13 protein-coding genes are annotated in these 18,767 nt (G+C 72.1%); 6 read left to right on the top strand and 7 right to left on the bottom strand.

Annotated elements, in window-relative coordinates:
* Positions 1–12: 12 nt before the first annotated feature.
* Both FNV62_RS47125 and FNV62_RS47120 read right to left on the bottom strand, forming a co-directional pair.
* Positions 13–642 carry a hemerythrin domain-containing protein gene (locus FNV62_RS47125; protein ID WP_143629631.1) on the bottom strand — a complete coding sequence of 210 codons (630 nt, stop codon included), beginning with the start codon at positions 640–642 and terminating at the stop codon, positions 13–15.
* The gene (locus tag FNV62_RS47120) at positions 639–2,264 is read right to left on the bottom strand and encodes an MFS transporter (RefSeq protein WP_225900640.1); all 1,626 of its coding nucleotides are present in this window, start codon (positions 2,262–2,264) and stop codon (positions 639–641) included. Before FNV62_RS47120 ends, FNV62_RS47125 begins: the two co-directional genes overlap by 4 nt.
* Before the next feature lie 173 nt (positions 2,265–2,437).
* Between FNV62_RS47120 and sigJ the strand changes: the two genes are divergently transcribed.
* Together sigJ and FNV62_RS47110 are read left to right on the top strand one after the other, a co-directional pair.
* A complete protein-coding gene (gene sigJ, locus FNV62_RS47115) occupies positions 2,438–3,400 on the top strand; it encodes an RNA polymerase sigma factor SigJ (protein WP_143604222.1) in 963 nt (320 codons plus the stop codon).
* Entirely contained in the window at positions 3,397–4,944 is a 1,548-nt protein-coding gene (locus tag FNV62_RS47110) for a cytochrome b (RefSeq protein ID WP_144316226.1), read from the top strand. The genes sigJ and FNV62_RS47110 overlap by 4 nt, the downstream gene beginning before the upstream one ends.
* Here FNV62_RS47110 and FNV62_RS47105 read toward each other — a convergent pair.
* Positions 4,855–7,953, bottom strand: coding sequence for a glycoside hydrolase family 2 TIM barrel-domain containing protein (locus FNV62_RS47105; RefSeq protein ID WP_143629627.1), 3,099 nt, complete (start codon positions 7,951–7,953; stop codon positions 4,855–4,857). The genes FNV62_RS47110 and FNV62_RS47105 overlap by 90 nt on opposite strands.
* Positions 7,954–8,207: 254 nt before the next feature.
* Between FNV62_RS47105 and FNV62_RS47100 the strand changes: the two genes are divergently transcribed.
* From FNV62_RS47100 to FNV62_RS47090, 3 genes are all read left to right on the top strand, one after another.
* Entirely contained in the window at positions 8,208–10,592 is a 2,385-nt protein-coding gene (locus FNV62_RS47100; protein ID WP_097287882.1) for a SpoIIE family protein phosphatase, read from the top strand.
* Positions 10,593–10,690: 98 nt separating this feature from the next.
* On the top strand, positions 10,691–11,947 hold the full coding sequence (locus FNV62_RS47095) for an arsenic transporter (protein ID WP_054234242.1): 1,257 nt from the start codon (positions 10,691–10,693) through the stop codon (positions 11,945–11,947).
* 35 nt (positions 11,948–11,982) lie between these two features.
* A complete protein-coding gene (locus FNV62_RS47090; protein WP_143604217.1) occupies positions 11,983–12,516 on the top strand; it encodes a universal stress protein in 534 nt (177 codons plus the stop codon).
* Here the strand turns inward: FNV62_RS47090 and FNV62_RS47085 are convergent.
* Entirely contained in the window at positions 12,437–13,402 is a 966-nt protein-coding gene (locus tag FNV62_RS47085) for a helix-turn-helix domain-containing protein (protein WP_143629625.1), read from the bottom strand. The genes FNV62_RS47090 and FNV62_RS47085 overlap by 80 nt on opposite strands.
* Before the next feature lie 64 nt (positions 13,403–13,466).
* Here FNV62_RS47085 and FNV62_RS47080 point away from each other — a divergent pair, with 64 nt between their 5' ends.
* On the top strand, positions 13,467–14,294 hold the full coding sequence (locus FNV62_RS47080) for a phytanoyl-CoA dioxygenase family protein (RefSeq protein WP_181360960.1): 828 nt from the start codon (positions 13,467–13,469) through the stop codon (positions 14,292–14,294).
* A 2-nt stretch (positions 14,295–14,296) separates the two neighbouring features.
* Here FNV62_RS47080 and FNV62_RS47075 read toward each other — a convergent pair whose 3' ends face one another.
* From FNV62_RS47075 to FNV62_RS47065, 3 genes are read right to left on the bottom strand one after another with little or no spacing between them, the layout of a single operon-like run.
* Complete coding sequence (locus FNV62_RS47075; protein ID WP_143604213.1) at positions 14,297–17,080, bottom strand: helix-turn-helix transcriptional regulator; 2,784 nt, start codon at positions 17,078–17,080, stop codon at positions 14,297–14,299.
* Entirely contained in the window at positions 17,077–18,000 is a 924-nt protein-coding gene (locus FNV62_RS47070) for an alpha/beta fold hydrolase (RefSeq protein ID WP_143604211.1), read from the bottom strand. The genes FNV62_RS47075 and FNV62_RS47070 overlap by 4 nt, the downstream gene beginning before the upstream one ends.
* Before the next feature lie 21 nt (positions 18,001–18,021).
* A complete protein-coding gene (locus FNV62_RS47065; protein WP_097287878.1) occupies positions 18,022–18,627 on the bottom strand; it encodes an NADPH-dependent F420 reductase in 606 nt (201 codons plus the stop codon).
* Between the last annotated feature and the right edge of the window lie 140 nt (positions 18,628–18,767).

Raw genomic sequence — 18,767 nt, 5'->3', positions numbered from 1 at the left:
GTTTCCGGGCTCTCAGGCCACCCAGAGCCCGCGCCTGCGGTAGCCCGCCTCCCAGAACAGCTTGTTGAGGACGCGTACGGGCGGCGGGAGCGCGCCGAGGAACCGGGCGCGGTCGGCGGGCGGTGCTCCGTCGACGATCCACGGCACGAAGAGCGCGGCCCCGCGCACGCCCTGTGTCTTGCGGATACGGCCGGTGAACGCGCCCCAGTCCGCGGGCGTCAGCACCTCCCGGATGAGCGGCAGGGCGCTCTCCTCCTCGTGGGCGAGGTGCTCGTCGAGGGTCGACGCCAACGAGCGGACCAGGGCGGGGAGTTCGGCCGAGCGGTCCTTCAGGGCCGCGTCGACGGCGGTGAGCCGCGGGTCGAGGAGGGCGTGCTCCGCCTCCATCTCGGCGAGGAGGGCGATGTCCCGGGGACGGCCCGCGACCTTGCGCTCCACGCGCGGCCACAGATCGCTGTCCTCGGCGGTGTGGTGGATGTGCAGCTGATGCCTGAAGTTGTCCCAGCCCGCGCGGACCTGGGGGGTGAAGGCGGTGCCTTCGACCGCCGCGTCGCCGAGGCGTTCCAGGTCGCGGCGGAAGGCGTCGTGGGCTGCGTACATGACGGTGAGGTCGACCGTGCCGGCCGCGGCTTCGGTGGTCATGAGGTTGCTTCCTCCAGTTGGGGTTCGTGGACGGGCAGGGCGTGCGGGTTGGCCGACGGGCCGAGGTGACGGCGTACGGCGAGACAGGTGAGCGCGCCGGTTAGCAGGACGGCGGCCGAGACCAGGACGGCGGGACCCATGGCGTGCACGAAACCGTGCCCGAAGACCTGGGCGCCCAACACGCGCATGCGGTCGGCGATGTCGTGCGGTACGCCCTCCGGCGGCCGTGCCGCCTGGCGCGCGTTCACATCGGTCCCCGCCCGGGAGAAGCCGCCGACGAAGCCGTCGCGGTACGCAGCGGGCAGTCGTCCAGCGCGCTGTCGGGCCTGGTCGGTGAGCGAGGAGGCGAGCTGGGCCTGGAGCACGGCGCCGACGACGGCGCCCGCGAGCACCGAACCGACCTGTCGCAGCGCGTTGTTGACGCCGGACGCCGCTCCGGACAGCTTCGCCGGTACGTTGCGCATGACCTCCGTGGCCATCGGTGCGAAGGTGCAGCCCGCGCCCAGACCCGCGAGGAAGAGGGGGAAGGCGACGGCCGTCCAGCTCGACCCGACGTCGGCCGCGCCCACGATCCACACCAGGGCCGCCGTCCAGGCGAGCAGCCCGGTCATCAGGATGAACTTGCCGCCGATCTTGTCCGCGAGGACTCCGGCGGGCCCGGCCGTCACGAACGAGCCGAGCGCGAGGGGCAGCAGCACGAGCCCGGACTTGAGCGCGCTGAAGCCCAGTACGGACTGCAGGTAGATCGTCAGCGGCAGGAACATCCCGACCACGCCGAAGGACACGGTGACGCCCACGAAGTTGATGAGGGTGAAGTTGCGGTCCTTGAAGAGCGAGAAGGGGACGAGCGGATCGTCGCCCTGCTGGCCGCGCTCATGGCCGAGGAAGGCGGCGAAGAGGAGTGCCGCCGCGCCGAACAGCGACCAGATCCAGGCGTTCCAGTCGTAGCGCTGTCCCTCCGTCAGGCCGAAGGCCAGACAGAACAGGGTTCCCGAGGCGAGCAGCACGCCCAGGGTGTCGAAGCGGTGGCGTACGGTGCGCCGTGAGCCGGGGATGACCGCCGCGGCGAGGCCCAGCACCACGACTCCGAGCGGCAGGTTCACGAAGAAGATCCACCGCCAGTCGAGGTGGGTGATCAGCGCGCCGCCGATGATCGGGCCGAGGGCGCCGGAGACGCCCGCGACCACGCCCCAGACGCCCATCGCGGCGCCCCGCCGGTCGGCCGGGAACACCTCCGTGATGATCGACAGGGTCTGCGGCATGAGCAGCGCCGCGCCCAGGCCCTGGACCGCCCGGAACGCGATCAGCTGCGCCGGATTCTGCGCGAGGCCGCAGGCGAGGCTGGCGAGGGTGAACAGGGCGACGCCCGCGAGGAACAGGTTGCGTTTGCCGCGCAGGTCGCCGAGGCGGCCCGCAGTGATCATCAGGACGGCCAGGGCGAGGGTGTAGGCGTTGACGACCCACAGGATCTCGTCGAGGGAGGCGTCGAGGTCCTGGCCCATGTCGGGGATCGCGATGTTCACGATCGTCAGGTCGAGCAGGGTCATGAAGAAGCCCAGGGAGAGCGTGATGAGGATCGCCCATGGGTTGCCGTGCCACTTGTCGTGCCACTTCTTGAACACGGTGTCTGTCTCCTTGTGTCGAGGCATCGGACTCGCGTTCAAGAGGGCGTGGGCTTCCGCCGATGTGACGCCCGGCGGACTCCGTGAGACGTACGTCACATATCGCTCTCCGGACGTCACATTCGGGCCCGCTTCTCCCCTCGCAGTAGTGAGCGCACCAAGGGAGGCAAGGCATGTCCGAAAGCCCCGCGACCGGGACGGCCGACGGCGCGACGCAGGTGTTCGTCGACCACCGCGAGCTGCTCTTCGCGATCGTCTACAACATCCTCGGCGGCGTCGCCGACACCGACGACGTCCTCCAGGAGACCTGGCTGTCCTGGACGGGCCGCGCCCACCGCACCCCGCTGGAGGGCATCACCAACCCCCGCGCCTATCTCGTACGCATCGCCGTGAACCACGCGCTCGCGCGGCGCGCCGCGATCACCCGCCGACGCGAGACGTATGTGGGCCCCTGGCTGCCGGAGCCGCTGCTCGACGAGCCGGCCCCCGAGGACTCGGCCGACGACCGGGCCCTGCGCTCGGAGTCGGTGTCGCTGGCGATGCTCGTGGTCCTCGAGTCCCTCACCCCTCTGGAGCGCGCGGTCTTCGTCCTCAACGAGGTGTTCGGCTACGCGCACACCGAGATCGCGGAGGTCATCGACCGCAGCCCCGCGGCGGTACGCCAGCTCGCGCACCGCGCGCGGGAGCACGTGCACGCCCGTCGGCCGCGCTACCAGGCCCATCCGCGCGTCCGCCGGCAGGCGACCGAGCGCTTCGTCGAGGCGGCGCTCGGCGGGGACATCGCGGCGCTGATGGAGATCCTGGCACCGGACGTCACGGTGTGGACGGACGGCGGCGGGAAGGCCTCGGGCGGGCTGCGTCCTGTGCACGGCCGGGACAAGGCGGCGCGGCTGTTCGCCGGGTACGCGACCCGGCGCGGCTCCGGCTTCGACCTGCGCTACCGGCGCGTCAACGGCGACGACTCCGCCGTGCTCTTCGAGGGCGAGTCGCCGTACGCGGTCATGGTCATGGACCTCACCGCGGACGGCGAGCAGGTGTCAGGCGTCTACATCGTCACCAACCCCGAGAAGCTCGCGCATGTGCGGCGCGACGACGAGAACCAGGAGACCGGGATCGCGGAAGGGGAGCGCGCATGACCGCCACGGACCACCGGCCCGCGAAGGCGTCCTCCGGCGAACGGGTCGCCGACTGGTTCGACGGCCGGCTCGGTGTGTACGCCCTCGGCCGGCGCTATCTGCGCAAGGTCTTCCCGGACCACTGGTCCTTCCTCCTCGGCGAGATCTGCCTGTACAGCTTCGTCGTGCTGATCCTCACCGGGGTGTACCTGACCCTGTTCTTCCACCCCTCCATGAACGAGGTGACGCACCACGGCGGTTACCTCCCCCTGAACGGCATCCGGATGTCGGAGGCGTACGCCTCGACGCTCCACATCAGCTTCGACGTGCGCGGCGGACTGCTGGTGCGGCAGCTGCACCACTGGGCCGCGCTGGTCTTCCTCGCCGCGATGCTGACGCACATGATGCGGCACTTCTTCACGGGCTCGTTCCGCAGGCCCCGCGAGGTGAACTGGGTGTTCGGCTGGACCCTGCTGCTCCTCGGTCTGTTCGAGGGCCTCTTCGGCTACTCGCTGCCGGACGACCTGCTGTCCGGGACGGGGCTCAGGTTCGTGGACGGGGCGATCCTGTCGGTGCCGGTGGTCGGCACGTATCTGTCGTTCTTCCTGTTCGGCGGGGAGTTCCCCGGCCATGACATCGTGGCCCGCTTCTACTCCCTCCACATCCTGCTGATACCGGGGATCATGGCGGCGCTCGTCGTCGCCCATCTGATCCTCGTCGTGTACCACAAGCACACCCAGTTCGCGGGCCCGGGGAAGACCGAACGCAACGTCGTGGGCACCCCGTTCCTGCCGGTCTACCTGGCGAAGGCGGGCGGCTTCTTCTTCCTGGTGTTCGGTGTCCTCGCGCTGATCTCGGCGGTCGCGACCATCAACCCGGTCTGGTCGTACGGCCCCTACCGCGCCGACCAGGTGTCGACGGGCGCCCAGCCGGACTGGTACCTGGGCTTCGCCGAGGGTCTGGTGCGCGTCATGCCGGGCTGGGAGATCAGCGTGGCCGGGCACACGCTCGTGCTCGGTGTGCTGATCCCCATCGTCGTCTTCCCGCTGCTTCTGGTCGCCATCGGCGTGTACCCGTTCATCGAGTCGTGGGTCACGGGAGACCGGCGCGAGCACCATCTCCTCGACCGGCCGCGCAACCGGCCGGTCCGTACGTCGATCGGAGCGGCCTGGATCAGCCTCTATCTGATCCTGCTCGCGGGTGGCGGCAACGACATCGTGGCGACGCGCTTCCATCTGTCGATCAACACCGTCACCTGGGCGGTGCGGATCTCCCTGTTCGTCGTCCCGGTCGTCGTCTTCGTGGTCACCCGGCGCATCTGCCTGGGGTTGCAGTTGCGGGACCGGGAACTGGTGGCGCACGGCCGTGCGACCGGCGTCGTCAAACGCCTGCCGCACGGCGAGTACGTCGAGGTGCACCGCCCGCTCGGCCCGGCCGAACTCCACACGCTGACCGAGCACGAGCACCGGGACCGGTCAGACCACCGGGACCTCCAGACGGCTGATCCGCAGCCCGCCCTCGACGGCGCCGGGGTGCCCGCTCGCCATGAGGAGCCGCAGCCGTGAGCCGCGCACCCCGTCGAAGGTGATCACGGTCGGTGTGTCGGACGCGGTGGCCCAGTCGACGGCCGTTCCCTTCACCGGCACGTACCGCTTTCCGTCCCACACCGCGACCTCGACCGACGCGGGCAGGGTGTGCGTCGCGTCGACGGTGAAGGAGACCTCGACGCGGTCGACCGCGCGGGGGCGGGCCCAGGTGACCGAGACCCAGTCCTCGGGGCGGGCCCCGCTGAAGGCGGGCAGCAGGGCCGTCGCCGACTTGTAGAAGGCGTTGGACCACCCCGTCGCCGCGTCGCCGTCGAGCATGGCGGCGGGCAGGGTGTCCGGGCGGCCGGAGTAACTGGCGTCCGCGAGCGGGTCGTTCGGGGCGCCGGGACCCGGATCCGGCCGGAAGACCGCGGGCGGGGTGGTCGCCTTCGCGCGTGCCGAGGTGGTGCGTACGGTGAGGGTGGCGCCCCGCACTCCCTCGGAGCGTGCCGTCACCTTCAGCGAGCCCGGCCGCGTGCCGGATCGTACGATCGCCAGTGTCTTGCCGTGGAAGGCCGTTCGGGTGCTCGCCTGATAGCGCTCGGCGCTCTCCTCCCTGCCGTTGTCCAGCCCGGCGAGCGAGCCGCCGTCGATGTCGAAGGCGATCAGGTGCTCCGCGTCGGGCACGACCACACCACGGGCGTCGACGACCTCGGCCGTCACGAAGAGCAGGGAACGGCCGTCGGCGGCGAGCGACGTGCGGTCCGGTGTGAGGCGTATCGCGTGCGGCGCCCCGGCGGTGCGCAGGACGTCCGTGGCGACCGTACGGCCGTCGCGGCGGGCCACCGCCTTCAACTCACCCGGCGCGTAGGGCACTTCCCAGGTGAGGTGGAGCTTGCCCGCGCTGCCGTTCGGGCTGGTGTAACTGCCCGGGTAGGGGCCCGAGGTGAAGGTCTTGTCGTCGCCGGTCGCCTCGGTGGTCTCGAGATAGGTACGGCCGTCGGTGGTCGTCTTGGTGTCGAACCTCCGTGTGCCGAGGGACTTCCCGTTGAGGAAGAGCTCCACGGTGTCGACGTTCGCGTACGCCCAGACCTCGACCGTGTCGCCGGCCTCGTGGTTCCAGGTCATGGGCACCAGATGGACCATGGGCTCGCTCACCCACTGGCTTCTGAACAGGTGGTACATGTCCTTGGGGAAGCCCGCGGTGTCGACCGCGCCGAAGAAGGACGCCTTCACCGGGAACACGTCGTACGGCGTGGGTTCCCCGATGTAGTCGATGCCCGACCACAGGAACTCCCCCGCGAACCACTTGCGGTCCCGGTCCTTCTTGTGCCCGTACTCGCCGCTCATCGTCCAGGACGCGAGGTTGTTGTCGTACGAGGAGACCGCGCGCCGGCCCGGGGTGTGGTTCTCGCCGGTGTTGAGGTGCTGCGGCTCCTGATAGGTGGAGCGGGTCGAGGTCTCGGACGACGACTCCGACTCGAAGAGGAAGAGGTGCGGATAGGCGGCGTGCAGGGCGTCCACCGACTGGGCGGTGTTGTAGTTCAGACCGAGCCCGTCCAGCTTGGCGAGCATGAGGTCGGCAGCGGAGCCCTTCGTGGGCACGCGGCGGTATTTGTCCGAGCCGATGACCAGCGGCCTGGTGTCGTCCGCCGCCTTGATCGCGGCGATGATCCGGTCCGCCATCGCGAGGCCCGGGGTGGAGGTGGAGTCGGGGATCTCGTTGCCGATGGACCACAGGACCACGGCGGGCGAGTTGCGGGCCGCGAGGACCATCTCGGAGGCGTCCCGCTCGCACCACTCGTCGAAGAACCGGCCGTAGTCGTACCTCGTCTTGCCGGTCCGCCAGCAGTCGAACGCCTCCACCATCATCACGATGCCCAGTTCCTCGCAGACCTGGATCATCTGCGGCGAGGGCGGGTTGTGCGAGGTGCGGAAGGCGTTGACGCCCATCGACTTCATGATCGTCATCTGCCGGCGTACGGCGTCCACGCTGATCGCGGCGCCCAGCGCGCCCTGGTCGTGGTGCAGGTCGACGCCCTTGATCTTGGCGTGGACGCCGTTGAGGTGGAAGCCCTCGTCCGGGTCGAAGCGGAAGGTGCGGATGCCGAAGGGGGTGCGGCAGGTGTCGACCCTCGCGTCGCCGACCCGCAGTTCGGTCTCCAGGGTGTAGCGGTGATCCGGGGTCGCGAAGTCCCACAACCGGGGCTTGGCGACGGTGAGTTCATGGGTCTCGTCCGCGCGGTCGGCAACCGCGACCCTGGTGGACGTACGGGCCGCCGTACGGCCGTCGGGGTCGACGATCCGCGAGATCACCTCGACCTCGGCGGCGGCACCGGACTCGTTGACGACGGTCGTCCGCACCCGTACGACCGCCCGTTCCGCCGTGATGTCCGGCGTGGTGACATACGTGCCCCAGCGCTGGACGTGCACGGGTTCGGTGACCACGAGCCGGGCCTCGCGGTAGATGCCACTGCCCGAGTACCAGCGGCTGCTGGGCAGTTGGTTCTGGACCTTCACCGCGATGACGTTCTCGGTGGTGCCGTCCGTGTGCAGCAGACCGGTGAGGTCGAGGGCGAACCCCGTGTACCCGTAGGGGTGGCGGCCGACCTCCTCGCCGTTGCAGTAGACGTGCGAGTCCATGTAGACGCCGTCGAACTCCACGGAGATCCGGCGGCCGGCGAGGGCGGTCGGCAGCGTGAAGGTGGTGCGGTACCAGCCGAGGCCGCCCGGGAAGAAGCCGGTGCCACTGGTGGTGCCGTGTTCCGTGGTGGGGGTCTGTTCGATGCTCCAGTCGTGCGGAACGGAGACTTCCCGCCAGGCCGAGTCGTCGTAGCCGGGCTGCGCGGCGCCCTCGTACGCGCCGGTGGGGTCGGTGATCCCACCCGGGTTGACCAGCGCGAAGCGCCAGCCGTCGCGCAGCTCGACCAGGCGGCGGCCCGCGGCACGCCCCGGCGAGTCGGCCCAGGCGTCGGCGGCGCCCAGGAGCGATCCGGCCGCGGGTGCGGCGGTTCCTGCGATCAATACCGATCTTCGAGTGACCGACATGGCGGCTCTCCCTACTCAAGGGCCCATAAGTCATCACAACTGATCGTGAACAAACAGATTCTGACGGGGTGACACACGGCCCCGTCAAGGGTGCGGCACCCACTTCCGCCTCGCGCATCACATCGGCCGGAACAAGTCGTACCGATGCACCCCTGGGGCCACCCGTGTGCCGGGTGCGGAACGCGCGTACGCACTAGGCTGGAACCCGAGTGACGCGCCTGTTCACTGTGAGTGTCCGCAATGGAGTGGCGACGATGAGCCCGGTCCACCCGCTCGACGAGGCCGCCACAGCACGGGCGGTCATCGACGGGAACGGCACCCTGCTCCGATGGAGCGAAGGGGCCCGCCGTCTACTGGGTCATGCCCCGGACGAGGTCGAGGGGCGCCCCGCCGCCGATCTGCTGGCCACGGACACGCCCGTACCGGCCGAACCGACCGGTAACCGCTGGAACGGCAGCCTCGATCTGCGCCACCGCGACGGGCACACCGTCTCCGTGTGGCTGCTCGCCCACCGCAGGAAGCCGCAGGACGGCGGCCCGGCCACCTGGCTGGTGGTCACCCCGCTGGAGGCCCGCGGCCCGCGCTCACCGGACGACCCACTGACGACGGCGGTGCTGGCGCAGTCCCCGTGCCCGATGGCGGTCTACGACGACCGACTGCGCCTCTTCGGGGTGAACGACGCGATGGCCGACGTGATCGGCCTCCCCGAGTCCCGCATCCAGGGCCTGAGGTTCTCCGAGATCGGCGGGAAGGAGGAGAGCGAAGCCCTCGAGGCACAGCTGCACGAGGTCCTCGTCACCGGAACCGGTCGTGACGTGGAGACGTTCATGCAGACCGGCGGCGAGTACCACGCGCACGCCTGGCTCGCCCGGATGGCCCCGCTCACCGACGCCGAAGGCCAGGTACGGGGAGTGTGCCTGGCCGCGCACGACTTCACCGAGCAGTACAACGCCCGGGAGCGGCTGCAGCTCGTCAACGAGGCCAGCATGCGCATCGGCACCACCCTCGACGTCACCCGAACGGCCCAGGAGCTCGCCGACGTCTGTGTGCCCGCCCTCGGCGACTTCGTCAGCGTCGATCTGCTGGACCCGCCGGAACACGGGGGCGAACCCCACCCGGAGCCGCCGACCTTGCCGATCAGGCTGCGCCGCGCCGCCCACCAGTCGGTGAACCCGGGCTGCCCGGAGGCGGTCGTCAAACCCGGCCAGGTCGATGTCTACCCCGTCCACTCACCGCAGGCGGACTCCCTCACGGCCTCCCGGACCATCGTCGCCCCCGACGACACCGCCACGCTGGCGGAGTGGCTCTCCTGGGACGAGGTACGCGGCGCCCGCATCGCCGAGTACGGCCTGCACACCAGCATGTCGGTGCCGATCAAGGCGCGGGGCCAGACCCTCGGGGTGGCCGTCCTCACCCGGTTCCGGCGCCCCGATCCGTTCACCCCCGACGACATACTGCTGGCCGAGGAGGTGACGGCCAGGGCCGGCGTCTGCATCGACAACGCCCGGCGCTTCTCCCGGGAACGGGAGACCGCCCTCGCCCTCCAGCGCAGTCTGCTCCCCCAGTCACTGCCCCGGACGGCCGCCGTGGAGGCGGCCTCCCGCTATCTGCCCGCCGCACGGGCCGGAGTGGGCGGCGACTGGTTCGACGTGATCCCGCTGTCCGGGATGCGGGTCGCCATGGTCGTCGGAGACGTCGTCGGCCACGGCATCGCGGCCTCCGCCACCATGGGCCGGCTGCGCACCGCCGTCCGTACGCTCGCCGACATCGACCTCGCCCCCGACGAACTGCTCACCCACCTCGACGACCTCGTCGTACGGCTCTCCACGGAGGCCGGCGCGGAGGGCACCACCGGCGAGGTCGGCGCGACCTGCCTGTACGCGGTCTACGACCCGGTCTCGCGGCGTTGCGCCCTCGCCCGGGCCGGACATCCCCCGCCGGTCATGCTCCCGCCCGGCGGCCCGCCCCGGCAGATCGAGCTGCCGGCCGGTCCGCCGCTGGGACTGGGCGGACTGCCCTTCGAGTCCGTCGAGCTCGCCCTTCCCGAGGGCACGGTGCTCGCGCTGTTCACCGACGGCCTGATCGAGAACCGCGAGCGGGACGTCGAGGCCAACCACGAGCTGCTGTGCCATGCCCTGGCGGAGTCCGCGGACTCCCTGGAAGGTGCCTGCCACGACATCCTGCGGACCCTGCTTCCGGTGGGCGGCGCCCAGGACGACGTGGCGCTGCTGCTCGCCCGGACCCACGGGCTCGCGCCCGCCCAGGTGGCGACCTGGGACATTCCCGCCGACCCCGCCCTGGTCGCGCCGATCCGCAAGCAGGTCGTCGAGCAGCTCGCCGCCTGGGAGCTGAGCGCCGCGACGTTCACGGCCGAGCTCGTGGTGAGCGAACTGGTCACCAACGCGATCCGCTACGGCGAGCCGCCCATCCGGCTGCGGCTCATCCACGACGCCGAGACCCTGATCTTCGAGGTCTCCGACAGCAGCCACACCGCGCCGCATCTGCGCCGGGCCAAGACCTATGACGAGGGCGGGCGCGGGCTGCTGCTGGTCGCCCAGCTCACCCAGCGCTGGGGCAGCCGCCACACGGCCGACGGCAAGACTATCTGGGCGGAGCTGACGCCCCTCGGGGAGTTCTGACGACATCGACGCAGGTCCGAAGGGTCGGTGAGCGGGGCGGGGTGCGGCATCTGATGTGATGGTCGGGCACCACGACTTGTGTCCCGGAGGACCGAACCCTGAACACCCCGCTCGCCGAATCCCTGTCCGTCGTCCTGCTCGTCGCCGTCCTCGTCTGCGCGGTGGTCCGCCCCTTCGGCTGGCCCGAGGCGGTCGTCGCGGCCCCGGCCGCCCTGCTGGTGATCGCCACCGGCGCGATCTCCTGGGACCACGCGGGCGCGGAGGCGGGTCACCTCGGGCCGGTGATCGGCTTCCTGGCGGCGGTCCTGGTACTCGCCAAGTTCTGTGACGACGAGGGGCTCTTCCACGCCTGCGGCGCGTGGATGGCCCGCTGGGCGGCGGGGCGGCCGGGACGCCTGCTGACCGCGGTCTTCGCGCTCGCCTCGGCGATCACCGCGGTGCTCAGCCTGGACGCCACCATCGTGCTGCTCACCCCGGTCGTGTTCGCCACCGCCGCCCGGATGGGCGCCCGCCCGAAGCCGCACGTGTACGCCTGCACCCATCTGTCGAACACGGCCTCGCTGCTGCTGCCGGTCTCCAACCTCACCAATCTGCTCGCCTTCACCGCGAGCGGTCTCAGCTTCACCCGGTTCGCGGCGCTGATGGTGCTGCCGTGGCTGGTGGCCATCGGGGCCGAGTACGTGGTCTTCCGGCGCTTCTTCGCCGGTGACCTGGCAGCGGCCGTGCCCGAGCCGACGACCGGGGAGCCGCCGGAGCTGCCCCTGTTCGCGCTGGTCACCGTGGGCTGCACCCTGGCGGGGTTCGTCGTCGCCTCCGCGCTGGGCGTAAACCCCGCCTGGTCCGCCGCGGCGGGGGCGCTGGTGCTCGCCGCCCGGGCCCTGCTGCGCGGGCGCGCCACCCCGCTCACCGTGCTGAGGGCCGCCGCTCCGGCCTTCCTCGTGTTCGTGCTCGCGCTGGGCATCGTCGTCCGGGCCGTGGTCGACAACGGACTCTCCGACGCCCTCGGGCATCTCCTCCCGGACGGCAGCGGACTGCCCGCACTGTTCGGAATCGCGGCGCTCGCCGCCGTACTGGCCAATCTCATCAACAACCTGCCCGCTGTCCTGGTGCTGCTGCCGCTGGCCGCCACCTCCGGCTCCGGCGCGGTGCTCGCCGTGCTCCTGGGGGTCAACATCGGCCCCAACCTCACCTACGCCGGATCCCTGGCGACCCTGTTGTGGCGGCGTATCGTGCAGGAGCACGACCACGGCGTCGATCTGCGGGAGTTCACCCGGCTGGGTCTGATCGCCGTGCCGGCGGCGCTGGTTCCCGCCGTACTGGCACTGTGGTTCTCGCTCCACGTCATCGGGGGCTGAGCCGTCGCACAAGTGAGGGCCGGAGGCTGATGCTCATGCGGGTCGTCGTCTGGCTCGTCGAGGGGACCTGGCCGGCCTGCGTGGACGCCGTGCGCACGCACGCGCCGCAGGCGACCGAGGTCGTGCTGCTCCACGTCAGCGAACCCGGGGTGCCCGGACTGGCGCACGGCGCCTTCGCCGGGCTGCTCGGCCGGGGGCACGCCGAGCGCGATCCCGGGAACCGGCTGGAGGATCTCGGCGCCCGGTCGGCGGCGCGGCTGCTCGACGCGGCGGCCGAGCGCCTCGGCCGCCCCTGCACCCGTCAGGAACGCACCGGGCGCACGGAGCGCGAGGTGGTCGCCGCCGCCGAGGGCGCCGATCTGCTCATGGTGGCCCGGGACGGCGACCGAGCCCGGCTCGGACCGCACAGCCTGGGCCGGGCCGGGCGGTTCGTCGTCGACCACGCGCCGTGCCCGGTGCTGCTGATCTGGCCGGAGGCCACGCCCGCCGTCACGACGATCCCGCCGCCTCCCCCGCATTCTCCGGATTCCCCGCATCCCCCGCGTCACCCGCGTCCCCCGCACTCCTAGCGGTGTCCTTCCGGTAGGCGCCCGGTGGAGTCCCGTAGCGCTGCCGGAAGACGCGGCTGAAGTGGAACGCGCTGGTGAATCCGGAGGCCGCGGCAACCCGTTCCACCGGGAGCTCGGTGGCTTCCAGGAGCCGGGCCGCGTGCACCAGCCGGGCCTCGCGCAGCGCCCGCATCGGGGAGCGGCCGAGTTGCTCGGTGAAGAGGTGGGCGAACCGGGACGGTGAGAGCGCGACCGCCCCGGCCAGCGAGCGGACGGTGTGGGGCGCGCCCGGGTCCGCGGCGATCACCGCCTCCGCGTGACGGACGCGGGCGTCGAGATCGGGGTGGCGGCGCTCCGCGCGGGCGGCGGCGAGCAGCACGATCTCCTCCAGGGAGCACAGGGCCAGCTCCCGGGCGGCGGTGCCGTGCGCGACCGCGACCTCGCCAGGGGCGGGCTCCGCGGCCTCGGGCGGCGGGCCGTCTCCCGTCCAGCGGGCGTCGGCGAGCATCCGGCGGAACGCCGCTTCGATACGTTTCCGGGCGGGCGCGGGTGTGACGGCGTACAGGCCGTCGTCGAGTGCGTGGGGCCGCAGCCATCCGGTCCAGGAGGGGCGGGCCTGGCAGTGCGCCCACCAGAACGCCCAGTGTCCGGCGCCGGGTTCGACGGCGTAGCGCTGCGGCACGCCGGGCCCCAGAACCACCAGGTCTCCGGCGCCGGCCACCGTCCGGGCCGCTCCCTGCCGGAGCCGCCCCCGTCCGCCCGTCGTCCAGGTGAACAGCCAACTGTCGCTGCCCCGAGGCCGGTTGACGCGGTACCCCGGTCCCTGGTCGAAGCGACCGACGGTCACCAGGCCCGGCGGCGGGGACGGGGCAGCAGGCTCGGGCAACTCCTCAGCACGCACGGACATCCTCCCGGAAGGCTCGTCGACCTAGCGTGAAACACCTGGGACTCCGGTGGGAAGGGACGGTCGGATGACAGTCACGGACATGGACGGGCCGCGGTGGTCGGACTTCGAGGAGAACGGCTTCGTGGTGGTGCGCGGCCTGTTCAGCGGCGCCGAGATCGACGAGCTGTGCGCGGAGTTCGCGGCCCTGCACGCCGCCGGGCCGGTCCCGGGGCACTTCGAACCCCGGGCCACCGGGGCCACCGGGGCCGCCGGGGGCGGCGGACCGGTGGATCCGCTGGACGCCCATCCGCGGGTCATGCATCCGCACCGCATCAACGAGCTGTCCCTGCGCCGCCTCCTCGATCCGCGGTTGCGGCGGATCCTGGAGACCCTGCTCGGCGAGGAGGTCCTGGCGGCACAGAGCATGTTCTACTTCAAGCCGCCCGGGGCCCGGGGGCAGGCGCTGCACCAGGACAACTTCTATCTGCGGGTCGAGCCGGGCACTTGCGTGGCCGCCTGGATCGCCTGTGACGCGATCGACCGGGAGAACGGCGGCCTGGAAGTGGTGCCGGGCACGCACCGCATGGACCTGTTCTGCCCGGAGGAGGCGGACGCGGAACTGTCGTTCGTACGGGAGTACGTCCCGCCGCCGCCCGGTCTGGCCGTCGTGCCCGTCGACATGGCACCGGGCGACGTGCTGTTCTTCAACGGCAGTCTGGTGCACGGCTCCGGGCCCAACCGCAGCGCCAACCGCTTCCGCCGCTCCTTCATCGGCCATTACGTCGGCCGCTCCACCCATCACATCGGCCGCCATTACCCCACGCTGACGATGGGCGGTGAGCCCGTCGCCCTGCCCGAGAGCGAGGGCGCGGGCCCGTGCGGCACGGAGTTCGCCCCGGCGGCACCGCACTGATGTCATTCCCCCGGCTCGGGCAGCGCGTCGCGGAGTTGGGCACGGGAGGTGATGCCGAGCTTGGGGAAGATCCGGTAGAGGTGGAAGCCGACCGTACGGGGCGAGAGGAAGATCCGTTCGCCGATCTCCCGGTTGGTCAGGCCCGCGGCGGCGAGGCGGGCGATCTGCAGCTGCTGCGGGGTGAGTTCGGCGAGGCTGTCCGCGGAGCCGGCCGGCGGGCTCGCCGGGGTGACGCCCGCGGCGCGCAGTTCGGCGCGGGTGCGGTCCGTCCAGGGGCGGGTGCCCAGCCGTTCGAAGACCTCCAGCGCCGCGGCGAGCAGGGGGCGCGCCTCCACCGCGCGGCGCCGGCGGCGCAGCCACTCGGCGTAGTCGAGGCGGACCTGTGCCCGTTCGAAGGGCCACCGGTCGCCCGCCGGGTCGGCCAGGGCCGCCGTGAAGTGCCGTTCGGCGTCGTCCGGTTCGGCGAGCAGGGCGTCGGCCCGGTGCACGATCGCGGTGAGCCGCGCGGACGTCTCGCCCTCGGCGAGGCGCCGCCTGGTCGTGTCCAGGACGAGCCGTGCGTCCTCGGCCCGGCCGGTGCGGACGGCGGCTGCCACGAGGTCGGCCAGGTAGTAGTGCGAGGCGTGGAAGTGCAGGGGCTCGGGCTCCGGCTGCCGGGTGTAGACGGCGCGGAAGCGGTCGTAGGCCGCCGCGTGGTCGCCCTCCGCGAGTGCGGCGGCGCCCAGCGCGTAGTGCGTGCGCACCTGGAGGCTGCGGCAGTTGGGCAGGTCGATGCCGTGCACGGCGCGCTGTACGGCGGCGCGGGCCTCTTCGGTGTCGCCGCGCAGGGCGAGCAGGGTGGCGCGGAGCACGGGCGCTCCCACCACCACGTTCTCCAGTCCGCCTTCGGCGGCCAGGCCGTACGCCTCGTCGAGTGCCGCGCGGGCCTCGGTCCAGGACCCGCTCTCGTAGAGGGCCAGCGCGAGGGCCTGGGCCACGGTGGCGTTGGCCCCGGAGGTCGGGGAGCGGCGCAGATGGTCCATGGCCGCGCCGAGCAGCCGTATCGCCTCGGCGGTCTCGTCCAGGACCCAGGCCGTCCCGCCCAGGACGACCATCCGGGCCAGCGGAAGGTCCAGTTCCGGGCGCGCTCCGGGCTCCGCGAGGGGATCGGTCCAGGCGCGCGCGAACATCGCGAGGGCTCGCGCCCGGTTCCGCACCGGATCACAGCCGGCGAGGGCCCAGAGTCGGCCGATCTCGTCTTCCTGCGGCGGCACGCGCTCCGCGATCCGCAGGATCTTCTCGCGGTGTTCCGGGGCGCCGGAGTTGTACGCGGGGGTGGTGGCCGTCGCCAGGGCGTCGAGGGTCAGTACGGGGTCCTCGTCGACGGCGGCCTCGGCGACCGGCAGCAGGAAGCCGAGCGAGCCCGCGAACCGGGTGGTGACGGCGAGCGCCCAGCCCGCCCGGAGCGAGGCCTCGGCGAGGAGGGCCGGTTCGTCGGTGAGGGTGGCGACCTGGGCGCTGAGTTCGCCGACCCAGCGCGGGTGACCGGCGTACATCGCCATGGTCGCGGCCCGCACCAGGCGCCCGGCGCGGACGGTGGGGTCGGGACTGAGGCGGGCCGCGCGTTCGAGGGCCGTCGCGGCGGCCGCGTAGCCGCCGCGGCGCTGTGCCCGGGCCGCGCTGTCGTCGAGTTCCCGGGCGGCCTCCTCGTCGACGCCGGAGGCGGCGGCCGCGTGGTGCCAGGCACGGCGGTCGGGATCGCCGACGAGGACGTCGGCGAGCGCCCGGTGGGCTGTGTGGCGTTCGGTGTAGGTCGCGGCCCGGTAGACCGCGGAACGTATCAGCGGATGGCGGAAGCGGACGCGGTCGGCGTCGACGCGGACGAGTCCGGCGCGTTCGGCGGGCAGCCAGTCGTCCGGGGTCGCCCGGTCTCCCACGGCCGAGAGGATCACGGGCAGCTCGGCACTCTCCGCGGCCGCCGCGAAGAGCAGCAACTCACGGGTGGCCGGGGGAAGTTCGGGAAGGTCCGCGGCGAAGATGGCTTCCAGCCGGTCGGTGAGGGGCAGCGCGTCCTCGTGGGCGGCGGCCGGGTCGCGCGCCACGGCCCGGGCGAGTTCGACGAGGGCGAGGGGGACACCCGCCGCCTGTTCGAGGACGCGGGAGCGGGCCCGTCCCGCGGGTGGCCGGGGCTGATGGTCGAGGAGCCGTCCGGCTGCGGCCGGGTCGAGCGGCTCGATCGTCAACCGATCTACCTGACGGTCGAGTTGTGCGGGTACGGCGGTGTCGCGCGCCGCCAGGAGCAGGGCGACCGGCTCGCCTTCGAGGCGTCGGGCCATGAAGGCCAGGACGTCGAGGGTGCCCAGGTCCAGCCAGTGGGTGTCGTCGATCACCAGGAGGAGCGGGCCGTGCTCCGCGACGTCGGAGAGCAGGGTGAGGGCGCCGAGCGAGGTCAGCAGGGGGTCGGAGACCGTCGGCGTGCCGTCGTCGAGTCCGAACACGCCGAGCAGCGCGGCCCGCTGGCGTCCGGGCAACCCCTCGGCCAGGTCGAGGAAGGGTCGCAGCAACTGGTGCAGTCCGGCGAAGGGGAGGCCCGACTCGCCCTCGCTCCCCCGGCAGCGCAGCACCCGTACCCCGGACCGGCGGGCCATGCGGGCGGCGGCTTCGAGGAGGGCGCTCTTGCCCGCGCCGGGTCCTCCCGTCATCAGCAGGGCCCCGCTCCGCCCCGTCGTGAGAGCGTCCACCAGCCGTGACAGCAGGGCCAGTTCGTGGTCCCGGCCGACGATCCACTCGTCACCGAGCGGCGTCATGAGTCGGACCCGGGGAACGCCTCGGAGGTGAAGGCGAGGAGGGCATGGGCGACCGCGCCGGGGCTCTCCAGGAGCATCTCGTGCGTACCGTCGATCCCGACGACCCGCACGGTGGTCCGCCGTGCGGCCAGTTCGGCGAGGTCCCTGGCGAGCCCCTTCCCGTACGCCGTCATCAGTTCGTCGAGCCAGGGCAGGCCGGGGGCGGGCGGTACGGGTCGCACGGCCCGTCCGAGGAGCAGTGGCCGCCGCGTCCGCGCGAAGGCGTCGAAGAGGTCGAAGAGGTCGAGTGCGTCGACGGCGGCCAGCATCTCCAGCACGAGCGCGCGTTCGGGGTGCACCTCCAGCCGTCCGTCGGGCGCGGGCCGTACGCTGCGCAGCAGGCCGGCCTCCAACAGCTCGTAGGGAATGCCCAGTTGGTCGGAGAGTGCGCGCTGCTCGGCGAGCAGGTCCTTGAGCCCGTCCGCCGGCAGCGGTCCGCCCGACACCGTCGCGGTCGCCGACTCCCGCACCTGGGTGAGGCGCTCCTCGACGTACACCGGGTCGAGGCCCACGTACTGGTCGGGGCGGCCCCAGCCGTATCCGTCCAGGTTCACCGCGCCGGGCGTGACGTCCGGATGCTCCAGCCCGTACCGTACGGCGATCATCCCGCCGAGCGAGTGCCCGACGGGCAGCGCGCCGGGCAGTTCGTACCGTTCGAGCACCGCCTCGATGTCGTCCAGTACCCGGGGAAGACTCCAGGTCCCCGACGGTGAGAGACCGTGTCCGCGCAGGTCCACGGCGAGCACCCGGTGCCGGGGGACGAGGAGGGGGGCCACGGCGGCCCAGTCGGCGAGCGTGCGCCTGGCTCCGTGCAGCAGAAGCAGGGGTGGGCCGTCACCACCGTGGTCGTGTACGGCCAGTTCGATGCGGTCTCCGGTCATGTCCTGACAATACGGCGTGGGTCAGGGCTCCAGGAGCAGATTGAGCGTCGGCAGGGGGCCGCCCGGGAACTGTTGCAGCCGTCCGCCGGACGCCAGCGGGCCCAGATTGATGACCGCCCACCCCACCCGATCCGCCAGCCGCGTGACGCGCTCGTTGGCCCCGGGGTGGTTTCCCGAGAGGAAGATCACCCGCCGTCCGACAAAAGTGCGCGGATCGGAGCCGAGCACGGCCGGTGTCAGGGTGTTGAACGCCTTCACCAGGCGTGCTCCGGGGACGAGTTCGGCGACGACCTCGCTGGAGGTGCGGCCGTCGAGGTCGGCGACCTTGAAGTCGGGCGGTCCGAGCGGGTTGGTGGTGTCGATGACGATCCGCTCCTGCCAGTCGAGGACGTCCGCGGCGGCCACCGCCTCGCTCAGCCGTCGCCACGGCACGGCGAGGACGACGATCTCCTCCTTGGCCGACTCCGCGACGGTGGCGGGCGTCAGGGCCGGACCGATCGAGGCGGCGAGGTCCCGCAGTGACTGCGGGCCCCGGCTGTTGCTGATGACGACCTGCTCGCCCGCCGCCACGAACCGATAGGCGAGGGCCTGGCCGATGGCTCCGGCACCGATGATTCCGATGGGCATGAGGTGTCCTCCTCCTTGAGTTCCGCGGCTACGACAAGAGGGTGACGGTCAGCATCACGCCGCAGGTCACAGCGGCGCTTCTGTCATGTGACTGGGCCGTGTCCGCGACCCGCGCGGGTGTCGCGGGGGGCGCCTTGACG

The organism is Streptomyces sp. RLB3-17 (assembly GCF_007113425.2).
GTDB lineage: Bacteria > Actinomycetota > Actinomycetes > Streptomycetales > Streptomycetaceae > Streptomyces > Streptomyces mirabilis_D.
The sequence above is the reverse complement of the archived record's forward strand: the minus strand, read 5'-3'. Positions and strand labels throughout refer to the sequence as shown.

Excerpts from the sequence above, each read along its gene's own strand:
- FNV62_RS47110 (WP_144316226.1), top strand. The coding sequence starts at position 3,397 with ATGACCGCCACGGACCACCGGCCCGCGAAGGCGTCCTCCGGCGAACGG.
- FNV62_RS47125 (WP_143629631.1), bottom strand. The coding sequence starts at position 642 with ATGACCACCGAAGCCGCGGCCGGCACGGTCGACCTCACCGTCATGTAC.
- FNV62_RS47090 (WP_143604217.1), top strand. The coding sequence starts at position 11,983 with ATGCGGGTCGTCGTCTGGCTCGTCGAGGGGACCTGGCCGGCCTGCGTG.
- FNV62_RS47070 (WP_143604211.1), bottom strand. The coding sequence starts at position 18,000 with ATGACCGGAGACCGCATCGAACTGGCCGTACACGACCACGGTGGTGAC.
- FNV62_RS47085 (WP_143629625.1), bottom strand. The coding sequence starts at position 13,402 with ATGTCCGTGCGTGCTGAGGAGTTGCCCGAGCCTGCTGCCCCGTCCCCG.
- FNV62_RS47100 (WP_097287882.1), top strand. The coding sequence starts at position 8,208 with ATGAGCCCGGTCCACCCGCTCGACGAGGCCGCCACAGCACGGGCGGTC.
- FNV62_RS47080 (WP_181360960.1), top strand. The coding sequence starts at position 13,467 with ATGACAGTCACGGACATGGACGGGCCGCGGTGGTCGGACTTCGAGGAG.
- FNV62_RS47075 (WP_143604213.1), bottom strand. The coding sequence starts at position 17,080 with ATGACGCCGCTCGGTGACGAGTGGATCGTCGGCCGGGACCACGAACTG.
- FNV62_RS47065 (WP_097287878.1), bottom strand. The coding sequence starts at position 18,627 with ATGCCCATCGGAATCATCGGTGCCGGAGCCATCGGCCAGGCCCTCGCC.
- sigJ (WP_143604222.1), top strand. The coding sequence starts at position 2,438 with ATGTCCGAAAGCCCCGCGACCGGGACGGCCGACGGCGCGACGCAGGTG.
- FNV62_RS47105 (WP_143629627.1), bottom strand. The coding sequence starts at position 7,953 with ATGTCGGTCACTCGAAGATCGGTATTGATCGCAGGAACCGCCGCACCC.